General features: G+C 71.6%; 20 protein-coding genes and 1 pseudogene. 11 read left to right on the top strand and 10 right to left on the bottom strand.

Features of this window, described 5'->3' with window-relative positions; all coding sequences use genetic code 11:
• Positions 1–66: 66 nt before the first annotated feature.
• The gene (locus M1E25_RS11965; protein ID WP_251413902.1) at positions 67–975 is read left to right on the top strand and encodes a DUF4429 domain-containing protein; all 909 of its coding nucleotides are present in this window, start codon (positions 67–69) and stop codon (positions 973–975) included.
• 33 nt (positions 976–1,008) lie between these two features.
• On the opposite strand, the gene M1E25_RS11970 is transcribed toward M1E25_RS11965, so the two are convergent.
• From M1E25_RS11970 to M1E25_RS11985, 4 genes are all read right to left on the bottom strand, one after another.
• Complete coding sequence (locus tag M1E25_RS11970; protein WP_251413905.1) at positions 1,009–1,497, bottom strand: GNAT family N-acetyltransferase; 489 nt, start codon at positions 1,495–1,497, stop codon at positions 1,009–1,011.
• 85 nt (positions 1,498–1,582) lie between these two features.
• Positions 1,583–2,599: an aldo/keto reductase gene (locus tag M1E25_RS11975; RefSeq protein ID WP_251413908.1), complete on the bottom strand. Its 1,017-nt coding sequence runs from the start codon at positions 2,597–2,599 to the stop codon at positions 1,583–1,585.
• Positions 2,600–2,601: 2 nt separating this feature from the next.
• Positions 2,602–3,054: a MerR family transcriptional regulator gene (locus M1E25_RS11980; RefSeq protein WP_251413911.1), complete on the bottom strand. Its 453-nt coding sequence runs from the start codon at positions 3,052–3,054 to the stop codon at positions 2,602–2,604.
• 135 nt (positions 3,055–3,189) lie between these two features.
• Positions 3,190–4,212: an aldo/keto reductase gene (locus M1E25_RS11985; RefSeq protein WP_251413927.1), complete on the bottom strand. Its 1,023-nt coding sequence runs from the start codon at positions 4,210–4,212 to the stop codon at positions 3,190–3,192.
• 118 nt (positions 4,213–4,330) lie between these two features.
• Between M1E25_RS11985 and M1E25_RS11990 the strand changes: the two genes are divergently transcribed.
• Positions 4,331–4,804 carry a GNAT family N-acetyltransferase gene (locus tag M1E25_RS11990; RefSeq protein WP_251413931.1) on the top strand — a complete coding sequence of 158 codons (474 nt, stop codon included), beginning with the start codon at positions 4,331–4,333 and terminating at the stop codon, positions 4,802–4,804.
• A 10-nt stretch (positions 4,805–4,814) separates the two neighbouring features.
• Positions 4,815–5,633 (top strand): serine hydrolase domain-containing protein, encoded by an 819-nt coding sequence (locus M1E25_RS11995; RefSeq protein WP_251413934.1) that lies wholly within the window; start codon positions 4,815–4,817, stop codon positions 5,631–5,633.
• Here the strand turns inward: M1E25_RS11995 and M1E25_RS12000 are convergent.
• Positions 5,624–6,301, bottom strand: coding sequence for a pirin family protein (locus M1E25_RS12000; RefSeq protein WP_251413936.1), 678 nt, complete (start codon positions 6,299–6,301; stop codon positions 5,624–5,626). The genes M1E25_RS11995 and M1E25_RS12000 overlap by 10 nt on opposite strands.
• Before the next feature lie 94 nt (positions 6,302–6,395).
• On the opposite strand from M1E25_RS12000, the gene M1E25_RS12005 reads away from it, so the two are divergent.
• The 5 genes from M1E25_RS12005 (at position 6,396) to fabF (ending at position 11,382) form a co-directional block, all read left to right on the top strand.
• On the top strand, positions 6,396–7,598 hold the full coding sequence (locus M1E25_RS12005; protein ID WP_372500655.1) for a PucR family transcriptional regulator: 1,203 nt from the start codon (positions 6,396–6,398) through the stop codon (positions 7,596–7,598).
• Positions 7,599–7,687: 89 nt separating this feature from the next.
• On the top strand, positions 7,688–8,662 hold the full coding sequence (locus M1E25_RS12010) for an ACP S-malonyltransferase (protein WP_251413940.1): 975 nt from the start codon (positions 7,688–7,690) through the stop codon (positions 8,660–8,662).
• 13 nt (positions 8,663–8,675) lie between these two features.
• The gene (locus M1E25_RS12015) at positions 8,676–9,710 is read left to right on the top strand and encodes a ketoacyl-ACP synthase III (protein WP_251413942.1); all 1,035 of its coding nucleotides are present in this window, start codon (positions 8,676–8,678) and stop codon (positions 9,708–9,710) included.
• Between the two features lie 75 nt (positions 9,711–9,785).
• Complete coding sequence (locus M1E25_RS12020) at positions 9,786–10,034, top strand: acyl carrier protein (RefSeq protein ID WP_251413945.1); 249 nt, start codon at positions 9,786–9,788, stop codon at positions 10,032–10,034.
• 76 nt (positions 10,035–10,110) lie between these two features.
• Entirely contained in the window at positions 10,111–11,382 is a 1,272-nt protein-coding gene (fabF, locus tag M1E25_RS12025) for a beta-ketoacyl-ACP synthase II (protein WP_251413954.1), read from the top strand.
• 151 nt (positions 11,383–11,533) lie between these two features.
• Here fabF and M1E25_RS12030 read toward each other — a convergent pair whose 3' ends face one another.
• A complete protein-coding gene (locus M1E25_RS12030; protein WP_251413957.1) occupies positions 11,534–12,028 on the bottom strand; it encodes a DUF3145 domain-containing protein in 495 nt (164 codons plus the stop codon).
• 434 nt (positions 12,029–12,462) lie between these two features.
• On the opposite strand from M1E25_RS12030, the gene M1E25_RS12035 reads away from it, so the two are divergent.
• Positions 12,463–13,392, top strand: a complete 930-nt coding sequence (locus tag M1E25_RS12035; protein WP_251413960.1) for a GDSL-type esterase/lipase family protein — start codon at positions 12,463–12,465, stop codon at positions 13,390–13,392.
• On the opposite strand, the gene M1E25_RS12040 is transcribed toward M1E25_RS12035, so the two are convergent.
• The 3 genes and pseudogenes from M1E25_RS12040 to M1E25_RS12050 form a co-directional block, all read right to left on the bottom strand.
• Positions 13,370–14,161, bottom strand: coding sequence for an EI24 domain-containing protein (locus tag M1E25_RS12040; RefSeq protein WP_251413962.1), 792 nt, complete (start codon positions 14,159–14,161; stop codon positions 13,370–13,372). The genes M1E25_RS12035 and M1E25_RS12040 overlap by 23 nt on opposite strands.
• 79 nt (positions 14,162–14,240) lie before the next feature.
• Positions 14,241–14,504, bottom strand: a pseudogene (locus M1E25_RS12045) (Ohr family peroxiredoxin); the annotation flags it as partial.
• A 69-nt stretch (positions 14,505–14,573) separates the two neighbouring features.
• Positions 14,574–15,593: an NADP-dependent oxidoreductase gene (locus M1E25_RS12050; RefSeq protein WP_251413965.1), complete on the bottom strand. Its 1,020-nt coding sequence runs from the start codon at positions 15,591–15,593 to the stop codon at positions 14,574–14,576.
• Positions 15,594–15,706: 113 nt separating this feature from the next.
• Between M1E25_RS12050 and M1E25_RS12055 the strand changes: the two genes are divergently transcribed.
• Positions 15,707–16,132, top strand: a complete 426-nt coding sequence (locus M1E25_RS12055) for a MarR family winged helix-turn-helix transcriptional regulator (RefSeq protein WP_251413968.1) — start codon at positions 15,707–15,709, stop codon at positions 16,130–16,132.
• Positions 16,133–16,218: 86 nt separating this feature from the next.
• Here M1E25_RS12055 and M1E25_RS12060 read toward each other — a convergent pair whose 3' ends face one another.
• Entirely contained in the window at positions 16,219–16,896 is a 678-nt protein-coding gene (locus M1E25_RS12060) for an SCO2400 family protein (RefSeq protein WP_251413971.1), read from the bottom strand.
• A gap of 187 nt (positions 16,897–17,083) precedes the next feature.
• On the opposite strand from M1E25_RS12060, the gene M1E25_RS12065 reads away from it, so the two are divergent.
• The gene (locus tag M1E25_RS12065) at positions 17,084–17,671 is read left to right on the top strand and encodes a hypothetical protein (RefSeq protein ID WP_251413974.1); all 588 of its coding nucleotides are present in this window, start codon (positions 17,084–17,086) and stop codon (positions 17,669–17,671) included.
• The last annotated feature ends 86 nt before the right edge of the window (positions 17,672–17,757 follow it).

Genomic DNA, 17,757 nt, shown 5'->3' on the forward strand with positions numbered 1-17,757 from the left:
GACCGATTGACGCGCGTAGCGTCGAGAGGGGGGACGCGCGGCCGCCCGCCGCATACGATGAGCCACATGGGTGATGTGCTGGCCGGTTTTCACACCGTCTGGGAGTTCGACACCGACTCCGTGCTCATCCGCTTCGAACGGGGGATGCGCACGCCGAAGCTGTTCCAGGCACTCGGCGAGCGACGGGTTCCGTACGAGGCCCTCGCCGGCGTGGACCTGCTCCCCGGGAAGCGCGGCACGGTCGTCCTGTGTGCCGTCCCCCGGCCGGGGGCCGATCCGCTGATGGACGCGGCGGACGGTCAGCTCAAGGACGGCTGCGACCCCTACCGGCTGATTCTGCCGGCCGCGCGCGAGACGCTCGCGGCCCACTACGCGACGGAGCTGCGGCGGGCGCTCGGCGGCTGGGCCCACGAACCGGCCGTCCGCTATCTGGTGTCTGCGCCACGGCCTCCGATGCAGTTCAAGGCATACGACGGAAAGGCGTCCTTCGACGGCAGCACCGTCACCTTCCGCTGGTTCTGGACGGGCGCCTCCTCGACCAAGTGGAAGGCCGGCGACCAGCACCTGCGCGCCGGCGATCTGGCCGGTGTCGAGTGGCGCTCCCCCGAGGTCTTCGACGGCCATCTGCGGCTGGTGCCGCGCGGTGCCGAGACGGCCGAACGGCCGGAGGAGGCCGACGAGGACCCGCTGGCCGTGGTCTTCGGCCTGGGCTACGGCCTGGTCCACGAGTCCCTGCCGTTCGCCGCCGCGGTCCTGGAGGCGGTGCAGTCGGCACGCGAGCACCAGCCCGCCGGCGTCACCGCGCCGCCCGGCTGCACGACGGGCCACCGGACCGCGGTCCTGGGCGAGGGTGCCCGGTCCGACCCGGCCGACATCGCAGACCGGATCCGGCACCTGGGCGCCCTGCACGAGTCGGGGCTGCTCACGGACGACGAGTTCAGCTCCAAGAAGGCCGACCTCCTCGCGGAGCTGTGAGAGCGCCGGCCTTGGGAACGTGCTGCCCCGGGTTCAGAGGGCGCGGTACATGACGTGCAGCCCGACGAACCCCTCGGCCGGGTGCCGGAAGCCCTCCGGCACCGTGCCGATCACCTCGAAGCCGAGGGAACGGTAGAGGGCCACCGCACGGGTGTTCGTCTCCACCACCGCATTGAACTGCATGCCGCGGAAGCCCGCTGCGCGTGCCCACTCCATTGTGTGCTCGCACAAGGCCCGGCCCACGCCCTTCCCCGCGTGAGCCGGGTCGACCATGTAGCTGGCGCTCGCGATGTGCGAGCTGTTGCCCATGTGGTTGGCGTTCATCTTCGCCGTACCCAGGACGGTCCCCGCGTCGTCCACCGCGACGACCGTGCGGTCCGGCGGCGGCAGCATCCACATCGCCCGTGCCTGTTCGGCCGCGAGACCGGCCGGGTAGGTGAACGTCTCCCCGGCGGCGACAATCGTCCGGAGAAAGGGCCACACAGCGTTCCAGTCGGCGGCGTCCGCGTCTCTGATCAGCACCTGGCCATGGTCGTCGACCGGCCGCCGGCCCGCCAGCAGTTTTCCTCCCGTGACGGGCCGGCGTCTTCTCCAGCGGTCCGCGCAGTTACTCCCGGGCGGCGGAGGTGGAGGACATGTCCGGGTAGCGCTCCCCCGCGACCCGGGATGCGATGGGCTCCAGAAGGGCGAGTTCCTGTTCGGTGAGCACGATGCGGGTCGCGGCGGTGTTCTCCTCCACGCGGCTGCGCCGGCGCGTGCCCGGGATCGGTACCACGTTCAGCCCGTGCACCGCGGCCTGCTGCTGCACCCAGGCCAGCGCGACCTGGCCGGGTGTCGCCCCCCGCGACCCGGCGATGCGGCGGAGGGGCTCCAGCAGGGCTGCGTTGGCGGCGGCATTGTCCCCGTTGAAGCGGGGCAGGAGCCGCCGGAAGTCGTCAGGGCCCAGCTCCTGCTCGGCATCGACGAAGGAGCCGGCCAGAAAGCCCCGGCCGAGCGGCGAATAGGGCACGAGGGTCACGCCCAGCTCGGCTGCCGCGGGGACGGCCGTCCGCTCGACGTCCCGGCTGAACACCGACCACTCCGACTGCAGGGCGGCGACGGGATGGACGGCGTGGGCCGCGCGCAGTTCGCTCCCGGTGACCTCGCTCAGTCCCAGTTGCCTCACCTTGCCCTCCCGGACGAGTTCGGCCATGGCACCGACGCTCTCCTCGATCGGCACCTCCGGGTCTCTCCGGTGCATGTAGTACAGGTCGATCTCGTCGACGCCGAGTCTGCGCAGGCTCTCCTCGATGCACCGGCGCAGGTAAGGGCGGTCGTTGCGGATACGGCGCTTCGTCGTGTCGTCGGGGTCGACGGCCAGGGCGAACTTCGTCGCCAGCACGAGACGTTCGCGGTTGGCGCGGACGAACGGCGCGATGAACCGCTCGTTGTCGCCCATCCCGTACATGTCCGCGGTGTCGTACAGAGTGACGCCGAGCTCCAGTGCGCGCTCGAGCGTGGCCCGGGCCTCGTTCTCGTCGGTCGGCCCGTAGGCGAAACTCATGCCCATGCAGCCGAGGCCCTGAACCCCGACCTGAGGCCCTCCGGCTCCCAACTCGGTCGTCGCGATCGTGTCGTTGCTCATGTTCAGGCCCTTTCCGACACCCGGCGGGCGTCAGCGTAGGAATCGATCTTGTGGTCGAGGAGGGCGAGGGTGTCCTGCAGTTCGGCGATCCGGCTGCGCACTTCCTCGCGGTGCGCCCGCAGCAGCTCCTGCCGGACCGCGAAGGTGTGCTCCCCCTCCCGGACCAGCACGGCGTAACGGACCATGTCGGCGACCGGCATCCCGGTCAGTCGCAGCTTGCCGACGAAGGCGAGCCAGTCGAGATCACGGTTGCTGTACCGGCGCTGCCCGGTGTTCGAGCGGTCGACGTGCGGCATCAGCCCGATCCGTTCGTACCAGCGCAGCGTGTGGACGGTGAGCCCGGTGCACGCTGCCACCTCGCCGATCGTGTAGGCGTCCTGCCCGGCCGGCCGCGGGTGCACGCCTTCCGACACGCACCTCCCGACCCGTGCGGACGCGCCATCTGTTGTCGTCATCACACCCACCGCCCTCGGCGTATCCGGTTCCCGGCATTTCAACGCTAGAGACTTCGAGTGCACTCCAGCCAAGACTCCAGTCAAGTAGGAAGCGGTCCGCAACCGCCCCTGCGCGGGCCGGAACCCACCACGCGATCAGGGGCGCCGCTCGGGCGAGTCGGCCAGGAGCGTGTCGATCTCGGCGACCACCTCCTCGTCCAGCGGCCCGTATCCGAGCGCCGCCGCGTTCTCGGCGGCCTGTTCGGGGGTGCGGGCTCCGGGAATCGGCACGACACCGAGTGACCAGAGGTAGCACAGCGAACCCTGGGCGAGCGTCCGCCCACCAGTGGTCAGCAGCTCCCGCACCGCATCGACACGGTCAAGCCACCCGGGCATCGTCGCCTCGTCGAAGTAGTCCCACCAGGGGGTGTCGAGCCGGACGTCACCGGCGTCGGGTCGACGCACCGTGCCGTACCGACCGGTCAGCAACCCCATCGCCAGAGGGGACCGGGCAAGCACCCCGAGACCACCGCGCCGTGCGGCGTCGAGGACGCTGTCCGTGCGCCCGAAGACGTTGACCTGCGTCTGCACGGACACGGCGCGGGGCGCACGGGCGAAGACCCGCACGATCTCGGGAGCGTCGGCAGCGGTGCCGTACCGGCGCACCAGGCCCTCGTCAGCCAGCCTCTCGAGGACTGCGACCACGTCCTCGGCATCGGCCGCGGTCTCGACGCCCCCGTGCAACTGGTAGAGATCAATGGTGCCGACGCCGAGCCGACGCAGGCTCCCCGCGCAGGCGCGGCGCACGGCTGCTTCGGCGACGTCAGTGCCTCCACCCGTCCGCGTGGCCTCGTCGGTCAGCAGGCCGAACTTCGTGGCGACCGTGACCTCGGAACGGACGGATGCGGGCACCGCGCGCAGCGCCCGGCCGAGTACCCGCTCGCTGTGTCCCGCGCCGTAGCAGTCGGCCGTGTCGAACAACCGCACTCCGGCGTCGATGGAGGCGTGTACGGCTCGCACGCTGACGTCGTCGTCCACCTCGCCCCATCCGGCGTCCCGGCCGTCGAACGTCCAGGGGCCGCCGAGCACCCAGGTGCCCATGCCCAGTGTGCTGGTCTCCGGACCGTGGTCACCGATCCTCGTCCGTCCGGTCCAGGTGGTCGTCTTCGTCGTGACCATGGCAGATCTTTCCCTCGGGGATGGTTTCCCGTTCACGGCGGCCACCGTCCACCCTGAAGCACACTCCATGTCAAAGACTTTGCTGCCGCGGCCACCCCGTCGCACTACCATCCGCCGCATGGCCACCGTCCGCAGAGCCGCGCCCGCCGATGCGCCGGAGCTGGTGAGGCTCCGTCAGGTCATGCTCGACTCGGTCCGCCCCGGCCCGTCCGACACCTCCTGGCAGCCGGCCGCGGAACGGACGCTGCGCACGCGGCTCGCGGCGGGCGACGGCGATCTCGCCGCGTTCGTCGTCGACGGCCCGGACGGCCTGACGGCGTGCGTGGTCGGGGCGATCGAGTACCGGCTCGCAAGCCCCGGCAACCCCACGGGGACGACCGGGTACGTCTTCAGCGTCGCGACCGACCCCGCACACCGTCGTCGCGGCCACTCCCGCGGCTGCTTGGAAGCCCTGCTGGAGTGGTACCGCGAGCGCGGCGTCACCCGCGTGGACCTGCGCGCCTCCCCCGAGGCCGAGCCCCTCTACGCCTCTCTCGGCTTCGTCCGCACCTCCGATCCGGCCATGCGTCTCACCCTTTCGGAGCCGCGTTAGGCTCGGGGCCATGCAGAGCCTGGAGATGATCGACACCTGGCCGGTGCCCACCGCAGCCGCTGCCGTCGTACGCGCCGACGGCAGTGTCGCCGGAGCGCACGGAGCGACCTCACGTCGCTTTCCGCTGGCATCGGTCACCAAGCCCCTGACCGCCTACGCCGCCCTCGTTGCCTGTGAAGAGGGCGCGATCGAGCTGGACGAGCCGGCCGGCCCCGCCGGGTCGACCGTCCGCCACCTGCTGGCCCACACCTCCGGTCTCGCCTTAGACGAGGACAAGCCGATGGCCGCCCCCGGCGACCGCCGGCTCTACTCCAACGCCGGTTTCGAGGCGCTCGGCGACCACCTGGCGAAGGCCACGGAGATCCCGTTCCCCGAGTACCTCCGGCAGGCGGTGCTCGACCCGCTCGGCATGACCGCGACGGACCTGCCGGGCTCCCCCGCCAAGGACGGTGTGTCCAGCGTCGACGACCTGGTCCGGTTCGCGGCCGAACTCCAGTCGCCGCGCCTGCTGCACCCCGGCACCGTCGCCGAGGCGACCTCGGTGGTGCACCCCGGTCTCACCGGTGTGCTGCCGGGCTACGGTCACCAGAAGCCGAACGACTGGGGCCTGGGCTTCGAGATCCGCGACGCCAAGTCACCGCACTGGACGGGCGAGCGGTCCTCCACGCGCACCTTCGGCCACTTCGGCCAGTCCGGCACCTTCCTGTGGGTGGACCCGGACGCCGGGGCAGCCTGCGTCGTCCTCACGGACCGGGCGTTCGGCCCCTGGGCGGTCGAGGCGTGGCCGCAGTTCACGGACGCCGTACTGGCGGAGATCGGTCAGGGCTGAGCCGTCGGACCGGCGCCCATCTCCCACACCAGGAGTTCCGCGCCGGCCTCGCCCGCCTGCACGCTCAGCCCCGCACAGCCGGTGATGCGGGCCGCGTCTCCGGGGCCGAGCCCGGTGCCGTCCAGCCGCACCCCGCCGCGCACCACGTGCACATGGACGTGCGACGCGTTCGGCAGCCCGCCGGTCTCCCCCTCCCTCAACCGCCGGACGTGGAGCACGGCCCGTGCGCGGTCGAGGGCGTAGGGGGTGGCGTCGGCGATGCCACGGACGACCTCGTACTCCGGTTCGCCCCCGAATTCCTCCGGCACCAGCCACATCTGGACGAAGACGAGCGGATCCGGCCCGGCGTTCCGCTCGACGTGCCGCACTCCGCTGCCGGCGCTCAGCCGCTGCACGTCGCCGGGCCGCACCACCGCCGTGTGGCCCTCGGAGTCCTCGTGGGCGAGCTCGCCCTCGACGACCCAGGTGACGATCTCGACGTCCCGGTGCGGGTGCAGCCCGAACCCGGCGCCAGCGGGCAGCCGCTCCTCGTTGCACGCGACGAGGGAACCGAACCGCACGTTGTCCGGATCGTAGAAGCCGGAGAAGGAGAAGGCGTGACGGGTCTCGATGCCCGTGGCCTCGTCCGCGCCCCGGTACCGGTCGGACCCTTTCCGGACCTCGATCATCGCTCCACCGTAGTGTGCCGCGCGCTCCCCGGCACAGGTGCTCCGGGACCCGTCATGGCCGGTGCGCAGGGCCCCGCCCCGAGCACTGCTCCGGATGAGGCAGGCTTGTCCCGTGCCTGATTCCCGATCCCATGAAGCTCACCTCCACGCGGCGACCCTCCGCCGACTGGAGAAATCGTCGGGCCGCCTGGCCGCGGACGCGATCGCCCGCATGGACGAGACGCTGCCCTGGTACCGCGCCATGCCACCGGAGAACCGCTCCTGGATCGGACTCGTCGCGCAGGCCGGCATCGCGGCCTTCACCGAGTGGTTCCGGCACCCGGATGCTCCGCAGGCCATCAGCACCGACGTCTTCGGGACCGCACCGCGCGAACTGACCCGGGCGATCACGCTGCGTCAGACCGTCGAGCTGGTCCGCACGACCATAGAGGTCATGGAGACGGCCATCGACGAGGTGGCGGCCCCGGGCGACGAGGGCGCACTGCGGGAGGCACTGCTCGTCTACGCCCGCGAGATCGCCTTCGCGACGGCGCAGGTCTACGCCCAGGCCGCCGAGGCCCGGGGCGCCTGGGACGCCCGGCTGGAGTCGCTGGTCGTCAACGCCATCCTGTCCGGGGAGGCGGACGAGGGCGCGCTGTCGCGGGCCGCCGCCCTCGGCTGGAGCACGCCGGAGCACGTGGCCGTGGTCCTGGGCACCGCACCCGACGGAGACAGCGAGCTCACCGTCGAGGCCATCCGGCGGGCCGCACGCCATGCCAAGCTGCAGGTCCTCACCGGGGTGCTCGGCGAGCGCCTGGTCGTGGTGGTCGGCGGCAGCAGCGACCCGCTGCGCGCGGCGAAGACGCTGATCGGCCCGTTCGCCGCGGGCCCCGTGGTCGCCGGCCCGGTCGTCGGCGACCTGCTGGCGGCCACCCGTTCCGCTCACGCCGCAGCGGCGGGACTGAAGGCGTGCGCCGCGTGGCCCGACGCGCCGCGTCCGGTGCTCGCCGACGACCTGCTGCCCGAGCGCGCCATGGCCGGAGACACGGCCGCACGCGCCCAGCTGGTGGAGGAGATCTACAGACCGCTGGAGGAAGCGGGGTCGGCACTGCTGGAGACTCTGAGCGTCTATCTGGAGCAGGCGAGCAGCCTCGAGGGGGCTGCCAGGATGCTGTTCGTCCACCCCAACACCGTGCGCTACCGGCTCCGACGTGTGACGGACGTCACCGGGTGGTCGCCGTCGGAGGTACGATCGGCGTTCACGCTGCGTATCGCCCTGATCCTGGGGCGCCTGTCCGACGTCGGAGCGCAGTTCTAGACTTTTGTGGGACACCGACAATTCCCCCGACGGTTCTTGGTCCCTGTCCTCACCGGCGGCCGGGGCCGTCCGCAAGAGAGAGTGTGAGAGTGCTCGTACTCGTCGCTCCCGGCCAAGGCGCCCAGACGCCCGGCTTCCTGACTCCCTGGCTCGACCTCCCCGGCGCCACCGAACGCCTGGCGGAATGGTCCGACGCCATCGGCCTCGACCTCGTCCACTACGGCACCAAGGCCGATGCGGACGAGATCCGGGACACCGCTGTGGCCCAGCCGCTGCTGGTGGCCGCCGGTCTCGTTTCGGCGCGTCAGCTCTTCGGCACGGAAGAGGAGTTCGCCCGCCGGGTCGGCGCGACCGCAGGTCACAGCGTCGGTGAGATCACTGCGGCCGCGGCCTCCGGGGTGCTCACGCCGGAGGCGGCCATGATGCTGGTCCGCCGGCGTGGTCAGGCCATGGCCGACGCCGCCGCCGTCACCGAGACCGGCATGTCGGCGGTGCTCGGCGGGGACCCCGACACCGTCGTCGCGCACCTCGAGAAGCTGGGCCTGACCCCCGCGAACATGAACGGCGCAGGTCAGATCGTCGCGGCGGGAACCGCCGGGCAGTTGGCCGCCCTCGCCGCGGAAAAGCCCGAGAAGGCACGTGTCATCCCTCTCAAGGTGGCGGGCGCGTTCCACACCGCCCACATGGCGCCCGCGGTCGACGCCCTTGCCGCCCTCGTCCCCGGCCTGACGGTCGCCGATCCGCGCACCCGGTACGTGTCCAACCGCGACGGCGAGGTCGTGGCGGACGGCAGCGAGGTCGTGCAGCGGCTCGTGGCGCAGGTGTCGAACCCGGTCCGCTGGGACCTGTGCATGCAGACTTTCCAGAAGCTGGGCGTCAGTGCGCTGATCGAGGTCTCGCCGGCCGGAACCCTCACGGGTCTGGCCAAGCGCGCCCTGCCCGGCGTGAAGACCGTGGCCCTCAAGACGCCGGACGACCTCGAGGCCGGCCGCGCCCTGGTGGCGGAGTTCACCGCCGAAGCGGGTTCGCACGCCGCGCCCGACGCCGACGCCCCGGCCGAATAAGGAGCCGTAGAGCATGCCCTCGAAGATCGAACCCGGTAAGGGTTCCGCCTATCCGCGGATTCTCGGCGTCGGCGGCTACCGCCCGACCCGGGTGGTGCCGAACGAGGAGATTCTCAAGCACATCGACTCGTCCGACGAGTGGATCCGCTCCCGGTCCGGGATCGCCACCCGGCACTGGGCGGGCCCGGAGGAGACGGTCGCCCAGATGTCGCTCGAGGCGGCGGGCAAGGCCGTGGCGAGCGCGGGCATCGCGCCCGAGCAGATCGGCGCGGTCGTCATCTCGACGGTGTCGCATTTCAAGCAGACGCCGTCCATCGCCACCGAGATCGCCCACCGGCTCGGCGCCGGCAAGGCTGCCGCCTTCGACATCTCCGCCGCGTGTGCGGGTTTCGTCTACGGCCTGACGATCGCCAAGGGGCTCGTCGTCGACGGCAGCGCGGACCACGTCCTCGTGATCGGCGTCGAACGACTGTCGGACCTCACGGATGTGACGGATCGTTCCACCGCCTTCCTGTTCGGCGACGGCGCGGGCGCGGTCGTCGTCGGCCCGTCGGACGTTCCCGCGATGGGCCCCAGCGTCTGGGGTTCGGAGGGCGACAAGGCGGACGTCATCACGCAGACCGTGCCCTGGGACGGCTTCCGCGTCGGCGCCGTCGCGGAACTCCCGCTCGGCGAGGACGGGGAACTGAAGTTCCCGGCGATCCGCCAGGAGGGCCAGACGGTCTTCCGGTGGGCGGTCTTCGAGATGGCGAAGGTCGCCGCGCAGGCCCTGGAAGCCGCCGGCATCTCCCCCGGCGACCTGGACGTCTTCATTCCGCACCAGGCCAACATGCGGATCATCGATTCGATGGTGAAGACCCTCAAACTGCCGGAGCACGTCACGGTCGCCCGCGACGTGGAGACCACCGGCAACACCTCGGCCGCCTCGATTCCGCTCGCGATGGAGCGGCTTCTGGCGACCGGGCAGGCGAAGAGCGGCGACACCGCGCTCGTCATCGGCTTCGGGGCGGGGCTCGTTTACGCCGCCACGGTCGTTACCCTCCCTTAGGGCACACACCTCACAGCCCGGACAATCCGTACGCTGTGCTCAGCAACACCGCACATACACCGAAGGAGCGCTGCCATGGCCGCCACGCAGGAAGAGATCCTCGAGGGTCTCGCGGAGATCGTCAACGAGATCGCCGGCATCCCCACCGAGGACGTCGAGCGGGAGAAGTCCTTCACGGACGACCTGGACGTCGACTCGCTGTCCATGGTCGAGGTCGTCGTCGCCGCCGAGGAGCGCTTCGACGTGAAGATCCCGGACGACGACGTCAAGAACCTCAAGACCGTGGGCGACGCCGTCGACTACATCCTCAAGCACCAGGGCTGATCTGCCCGAGGCTTGTCGCCACCCCGGCGGTGGCGCCGGTTCATTCCAACCTTCTGAGCGTGGAGAGAGAATTCCTGTGAACGCGACCAATCGCACCGTGGTCGTCACCGGTATCGGCGCAACCACACCGCTGGGTGGCGATGCCACATCGACCTGGGAAGCACTGCTCGCAGGCCGCTCGGGCGTGAAACCGCTCGAGGGCGAGCGCTACGAGGAACTTCCGGTCCGCATCGCCGCACCGGCGGCGGTCGACCCCGCCGAGGTGCTGCCCCGGCCGGTCGCCCGCAAGCTGGACCGTTCCGCGCAGTTCGCGCTGATCGCGGCGCGTGAGGCCTGGTCGGACGCGGGCTTCACCGGCCCGGCCGCCGAGGACGACGACAGCGTCGGAGTCTGCGCGGAGCGGCTCGGGGCGGTCATCGCCTCCGGCATCGGCGGCGTGACCACCCTGCTGGACCAGTACGACGTGCTGAAGGAGAAGGGCGTCCGCCGGGTCTCCCCGCACACCGTGCCGATGCTGATGCCCAACGGCCCGTCCGCCAACGTCGGGCTCGAGGTCAACGCCCGGGCCGGCGTGCACACTCCGGTGAGCGCCTGCGCCTCCGGCGCGGAGGCCATCGGTTACGCCGTCGAGATGATCCGCACCGGCCGCGCCGACGTGGTGGTGGCCGGCGGCACCGAGGCGGCGATCCACCCGCTGCCGATCGCGGCGTTCGCCAACATGATGGCGATGTCGAAGAACAACGACGACCCCGAGAAGGCTTCGCGTCCGTACGACACGGCGCGCGACGGCTTCGTGCTCGGCGAGGGCGCGGGGGTCGTCGTGCTGGAGTCCGCCGAGCACGCCGCACGGCGCGGTGCCAGGGTGTACTGCGAGGTGCTGGGCCAGGGCCTGTCGGCGGACAGCCACCACATCGCCCAGCCCGAGCCGTCCGGTCGCGGTATCGCGACTGCACTGCGGAACCTGCTGGAGTCGACGGACCTGAAGCCGAACGAGGTCGTGCACCTGAACGCGCACGCCACTTCGACGCCGCAGGGAGACGTCGCCGAGATCAAGGCGCTCCGCAACGTCCTCGGTGACGACCTCGACCACATCGCCATCTCCGGCACGAAGTCGATGACCGGCCACCTGCTGGGCGGCGCGGGCGGCGTCGAGACCGTGGCGACAGTGCTCGCGCTGCACCATCGGACGGCTCCCCCGACGATCAACGTCGACTCGCTGGACGACGACGTCGACGCGGACATCGTCCGGGGCGAGGCCCGGCCGCTGCCGGAGGGCACCATCGCGGCCATCAACAACTCGTTCGGTTTCGGCGGCCACAACGTCGTGCTGGCCTTCCGCAGGGACTGACGCCCCTGGGGGCGGTGCCCGGCGCGGCGCCGCCCCGACCGGATCACGTCGAAGGACCGGGCAGCCACGGGGGGCTGCCCGGTCCTTCGACGTTCACTTCGGTGGTGCCCGGTGGTGCGCCGGTCCGCCCCGGGGCGGACCCGGCGCGGGTTCAGACGACTTGGTGGAGCCAGCGGACGGGCGCACCCTCACCGGCGTAGCGGAAGGGTTCCAGCTCGTCGTCCCACGGCTTGCCGAGCAGCCTGGCCAGTTCGGTCTCGAGTTCGGTCTCACCGCGCTCGGCCCGGAGAAGGGCGGCGCGCAGCCGGTCCTCCGGGATCAGGATGTCGCCGTGGATACCCGTGACGGCGTGAAAGATGCCGAGTTCGGGAGTGGAGCTGTAGCGCTCACCCTCGGAGGTCGCGCAGGGCTCGGACGTCACCTCGAAGCGCAGCAGGTGCCAGCCGCGCAGCGCGGAGGCGAGCTTGGAGGCCGTGCCCGGTTCGCCCTGCCAGGAGAATTCGGCACGCCAGGTGCCGGGTGAGGCGGGCTGTCTGATCCAGTCGAGGCTGACGCGCACGCCGAGCACGCCTGCGACGGCCCACTCGACGTGCGGGCACAGCGCACGCGGTGCGGAGTGCACGAACAGGACTCCACGTGTCGTCACCGGGACCTCCAGTGTGGGACGAGGTTCGCCTTCCCCAGCGGCCTCGCACCCGTACCGGTCGCGTCCAGGGCAGCAATCGACATTGTGCCCCAGTGATCACTACGGAACCAACTCGCGAGGTCACGTGCAGTAAACACCATCGAGGTCAAGTCTCCGCAAATGGGACATTATGTGACGTGTTGTAACCGAACGCAGTCGATCGATCGCTGGTTCGAACGACCGTCAGGCCACCGTGCCCGCAGGGCGCGACGCGCCCGGCCGCTGGGGCAAAAACTACCGTGCGGCGGTGACCCCGTGGTGACGTACCGTCGGTCCTGCACAGATATCACCGAAGCTTTCACTCGCGGGGACGCCTTGATGCGCGAACCTGGGAACGTCCGATCGGTCGGCGCACGGGGTCACCGTGCATCCGCGGACGCGCACGGAGGAGACGCATGCGCCGCAGCAGTGGCACCGGCGGCCGGTCCGCACCCCTGTCCGCAGCCGCGGCACTGACGGTGCTCGGCGGATTCCTGCTGTCCGGCTGCGGCGGGGGCGGGGACGTCACTCCGGCGGGCCGGCCGTCCTCCACCGCAACCCCCTCCCGTTCCGCGCCCTCCTCGCGCGACGCCACGCCGGCGGCGGACCACCGACCGGAGTCCCTCGCCGCCCTCGGCGACTCCGTCACCACCGGCTTCGACGCCTGCCGCCCGCTCGCCGACTGCCCCCGCTCGTCGTGGGTCACGGGCACGGACCCGGGCGTGAACAGCCTCGCCCAGCGGCTCGTCGACGAACCCGCCCGGAACACCTGGAACTTCGCCCGCTCGGGGGCCCGGATGGCCGATCTGCCCGGCCAGGCCGAGGCCGCAGCCGCAAAGCGTCCCGAGCTGGTGACGGTGCTGATGGGTGCGAACGACGCCTGCCGCGCCGACGTCACCCTGATGACACCGGTGGCCGCGTTCCGGGCCGACTTCTCCACCGCGCTCCGGACGCTTCGCCGGGAGCTGCCCGGGACACAGGTCTACGTGGCGAGCATCCCCGACCTGCGTCACCTGTGGTCGCTGGGCCACGACGACCCGGGCATCGCGCGGGTGTGGCGGCTGGGGATCTGCCCGTCGATGCTGGGCGGCACCGAGACGGCCGGCGCCGCGGCGGAGGCTCGGCGCCGGCAGGTCCACGACCGCGTGGTCGCCTACAACGGCGCCCTGGAGGAGGTCTGCGCAACGGATCGCCGCTGCCGCTACGACGGCGGCGCGGTGTTCCGGCAGCGCTTCCGCCTCGGGGAGTTGAGTCCGTGGGACTGGTTCCACCCGAGCCGGAAGGGGCAGGCCCGGCTGGCCGAGACCGCCTACGCGCGGATCGTCACGCAGGGTCGGCCCGGATGAACGGCTTCCCGTTCTCGGGGACCGCCTCGCCTGCCGCGGGGAGCAGGTCGCGGGAGAGCAGCGTCGCTCCAGCAACCGCACCGGGCATCAGGAAGACGGCGACCAGCGGGACCAGGAACAGCAGGGTGAGCGGGACGCCGAAGCCCAGAGTGAGGAGCATGCGCCCGCGCTGGAGGCGGAAGCGCTCGCGGAGTTCGACGCCGCGGCGCTGCAGCGCGACGGCCGTCAGCTCGGCGGTGAGGAAGAAGCCCGACACGCAGAAACCGAGGGCGGGCACGACAGTCTGGCCGGCCACGGGAATGAAGCCGAGGAAGAACAGGGCCACGCCGAACAGGGCGACCCAGATCAGGACCCGGATGCTGTCGCGTGCGGAGATCAGGAGCTCACGCCACAGGGGCAGCTCCACCACGTCCCCGACGCCGCCCTCGGAGTCGTCGACCTTCTCGGCCAGCGACTCGTAGAAGGGCTGGCCCACGAGCAGGGTGACGGCGGTGAAGGTGACGACGGCGAGGAACAGCCCGCCCACGTAGAGCAGGACCGTGACGGTCCCCCGCAGGAGCCCCTGCCAGGGGGATCCCCAGTCGTCGGCGAACGGGGTGGCCCAGGCCACCAGGTCGTCCGCCCAGGCCACGAGGCCGACGAGAGCGGCGGCGTAGAGCACCAGGGTGATCAGTGCGGGGAGCATGCCGAAGCCCCACCAGCGCCCGTGACGCAGCACCCAGCGCTGGCCCTTCATCAAGTAACCGAAACCCGCCCCGAGATCACGCATGGCGGAAGCCTAGGCCACGGCACGGAGGCGCGGGAACCACCCCCGTGGGTGCCCGCGCCTCCGGCTGCCGGGCTCAGACGACGGCGACCCGGGCGGTGACGAGCGAACCGGAGACGTCCGCCTTCTCCCTGCGGGCGATCACGGCCAGGGCGCTCTGGAAGCAGGCGCTGTAGCCGGCGGCGAACAACTGCTCGGGGTTGGTGCCGGCGCCGCTGCCGCCCAGTGCGGCGGGCGGGTCGACGACGACGTCGAGCCTGCCGTCGTCCGACGCGACCCGGCCGTCGCGGCCGTTCTCGGCGGTGACGACCGCGGTGTACAGGACGTCGATGCTGCCGTGGGACATGCTCGGGCTCCTTGTGCTGTGCGGACTTCCGTGCGGAGGTCGGCCGCCGTGGCGGTCGCGGGCCGCCGGTCAGTCCGCGAGGCGGACCACGGCCTTGCCGGTGTTCTCTCCGCGGAGCATGCCGAGGAAGGCGTCGACGGCGTGGTCGATCCCCTCGGTGACCGTCTCGCGGTAGGCGAGCTCGCCGGAGCGGATCCAGCCGGAGACCTCCTCGACGAACTTCGGCTGGAGCGCGGCGTGATCCTTGACGAGCATGCCCTGGAGCCGCAGCCGCTTGCCGATGACGAGGGCCAGGTTGCGGGGCGCGGCGGGGGGCTCGGTCGCGTTGTACTGCGCGATCATGCCGCAGATGGTCGCGCGGCCGTGCACGTTGAGGGCGTTGATCGCGGCCTCGAGGTGATCGCCGCCGACGTTGTCGAAGTAGACGTCGATGCCGTCGGGCGCGGCCTCCTTGAGCTGCTGAGCCACGGGGCCGCTCTTGTAGTTGAAGGCGGCGTCGAATCCGTACTCCTCCACGAGCAGCCGCGCCTTCTCGTCCGATCCGGCACTTCCGATGACGCGGGACGCTCCGCGGAGCCTGGCGATCTGGCCGACCATGCTGCCGACCGCGCCTGCGGCGCCGGAGACGAAGACCACGTCGCCCTCCTTGAGGGCGGCCACCTCGAGCAGGCCGGCGTAGGCGGTGAGTCCGGGCATGCCGAGCACGCCGAGGTAGGCGGAGACCGGGGCCAGGCCGGGGTCGACCTTGACGGCATGCCGGGCGTCGACGACGGCGTACTCGCGCCAGCCGAGGCCGTGGAGCACGTGGTCACCGACGGCGAAGCCCTCGGCCTCGGATGCGACGACGCGTCCGACCGCTCCGCCGTCCATCGGCCCGTCGAGAGGGAACGGGGGCACGTACGACTTCACGTCGTTCATCCGACCGCGCATGTAGGGGTCGACGGACATGTGGGTGTTGCGGACCAGGAGCTGCCCCGGTCCCGGCTCGGGGACCTCGGCCTCCCGCAGAGCGAAGTCCTCCGGCTTCGGCCAGCCGTGCGGGCGGGCGACGAGGTGCCATTCACGGCCGGTCTTCGGCAGTTCGGACATGGGGCGGGTGCCTCCTTCTGTCACGGCTTCCCCTGAAAGAATTACTTCAGGACGTGAAACAACAATGAGCCCAGATGTTTCATGTTGTCAAGTAACTGGGTACCCTGATCGTCATGGTCCCTCGCACCGATCCCCTGACCCTCGAGGTCGTCGAGCTCATCGGCACCGTCGTGGCGCGCTACCACGAGGAGTACGAGGAAGCGGCGGCGGAGCACTCGCTGACCGGTGCGCAGGCCCGCGTCCTCGGTCTGCTCTCCCACGAGCCGATGCCCATGCGCAGGATCGCGCAGCGCCTGAAGTGCGAGCCGTCGAACGTGACCGGCATCGTCGACCGGCTGGAGGCGCGCGGCCTGGTGGAGCGCCGCCCCGACCCCGCGGACCGGCGGGTCAAACTGGCCGCCCCCACCGACGAGGGCCGGGGGACCGCCGCACGCCTGCGTGACTCACTGCACTTCGCCCGGGAGCCGCTGGCCGGTCTGTCGGAAGCGGAACGGACCTCACTGCGCGATCTGCTCCGCCGGATGCTCGGAACGGACTGACCCGGGCCGGGCCGGGCCGGAGCACCCGGCTGCCCGATCCGGTCGCGGACGGTGCACCCACTCCTGCAAGCCGACCGGGGCAGGCGTCAGTTGTTACTGCACCACAGAAGGAAGCAGTTCCGGGGCGGCCTGTCGTCCTGCGGCGGCCGGGTACGGGTGGGCGTGGGCGCCGGCGCGTGCGTGGTGGGCCGGACCGTGACGGGCACCGGAGCCGGCCGGTCCTCCTCGGGCGCCGCACTGCTCGGCAGGGCCGTCTTCGTCGATGCGCTGGAGGCCGACGCGCTCGGCGCATCGTCCTCCACAACGGTCTTCTTCTTCGATTCGGTGGACTCGTCGGTCGTCTTCTCGTCCGCGGGCGGCCCGGACACCGCCGGGACGGGCTCCTGCCACGGCATCACCGGAGCGCCGAGTTCGGCGACGGCGAGGACGGCCAGCCCCACCCCGAGGATCAGGGCGAGGACCGTGACACGACGGCCCCGGCCCCGGCGGGCCCGCCGTCCGTGCCCGCGGGGCGCGGATGCGCGGGAGCGCCGGCGTCCGCGTCCGGCATCGCCGCCGTTGCGGTGTTCCGCGCGACGGCCACTGCGGGCGCCCTTTCCGGCGTCGAAGAAGAAGTCGGTTCCGGACGTCGTGGCACCGGCCTCCGGCTCGTCGGCCCCTGCTCCACCGGACGGCGCAGCAGGATGCCCGGCGACCTGTGTGCCGCAGCCAGGGCATACAAGAGCGCCGTTGAGGTGCCGTCGACAGGGTGCGCAGTAGTTCATCGCGCGGGAAGGCTATGCGTGCAGGGTCACGAGCGGAACCGCATTGTGTGAGGATCCCGTGTCGAACGGCGGGTCGCGCCGGGCCGCGGGACGCCCGGAATCCACGCAACCGCCGATCCCGCACGGCCGGCTGCGCTCCCGCGCTCCCGCTGTGGGCGCGCGGAGAGCACGGGGCGACGATGGGGCCATGAACCGTACGACCGCCCCCGGCGGAACCTTCGGGCCGTTGCAGTTCCAGCTGGTCCTCCTGCGCAGGATGGCCGACCACCAGGCCGGCCTGGTGGAGCAGGCACTGCGGGAACTGGACGTCGGGCGGTCCGAGATGCGGGAGGCGAACCGCCGCTGGCAGGCCATGGTCCGCTCGCCGCGCGGTCGCGGCACGCTCGGCCGCTATCGCTCGGTGCTCGGCCCGCCGGAGGAGACGGTCCGGCGGCGGGTCGGCGATCTGGAGTGCGAACTGCTGCGCTGGTCGATACCGCTCTGGCCGGACCTCCGCTTCGAGGTGACCTGCGCACCGGGCGGTGCGGTGTGGAACGAGTGGCTGGTCCGCGCTCCGGACGCCTCCGGTCCGCTTCTGCTCGCCATCGGCGACCTGGCGCCGTGGTCGTGCACCGTCGACGAGGTGGCCCACGCCTTCCGCCCGGCAGTGCCGATCGAGGGGGACGCCCCGACCCGGTGGCGGCTGGCCTTCTCCGCGCCGGACGGGGCCGGGGCACCGCGTGCGTGTGTCGCCGAGTTCAGCTGGGGTCTCCTCCAGCGCCTGCTGCGGAGCTGACCCCCGCAAGACTCCGTCCTGGCAGTCCGACCTGGGCATGCCCGGAAGGAAACCGGGCGTTACGGTCGAAAGGGATGGCCGGGCCG

Source organism: Streptomyces meridianus, assembly GCF_023703325.1.
Classification (GTDB): domain Bacteria; phylum Actinomycetota; class Actinomycetes; order Streptomycetales; family Streptomycetaceae; genus Streptomyces; species Streptomyces meridianus.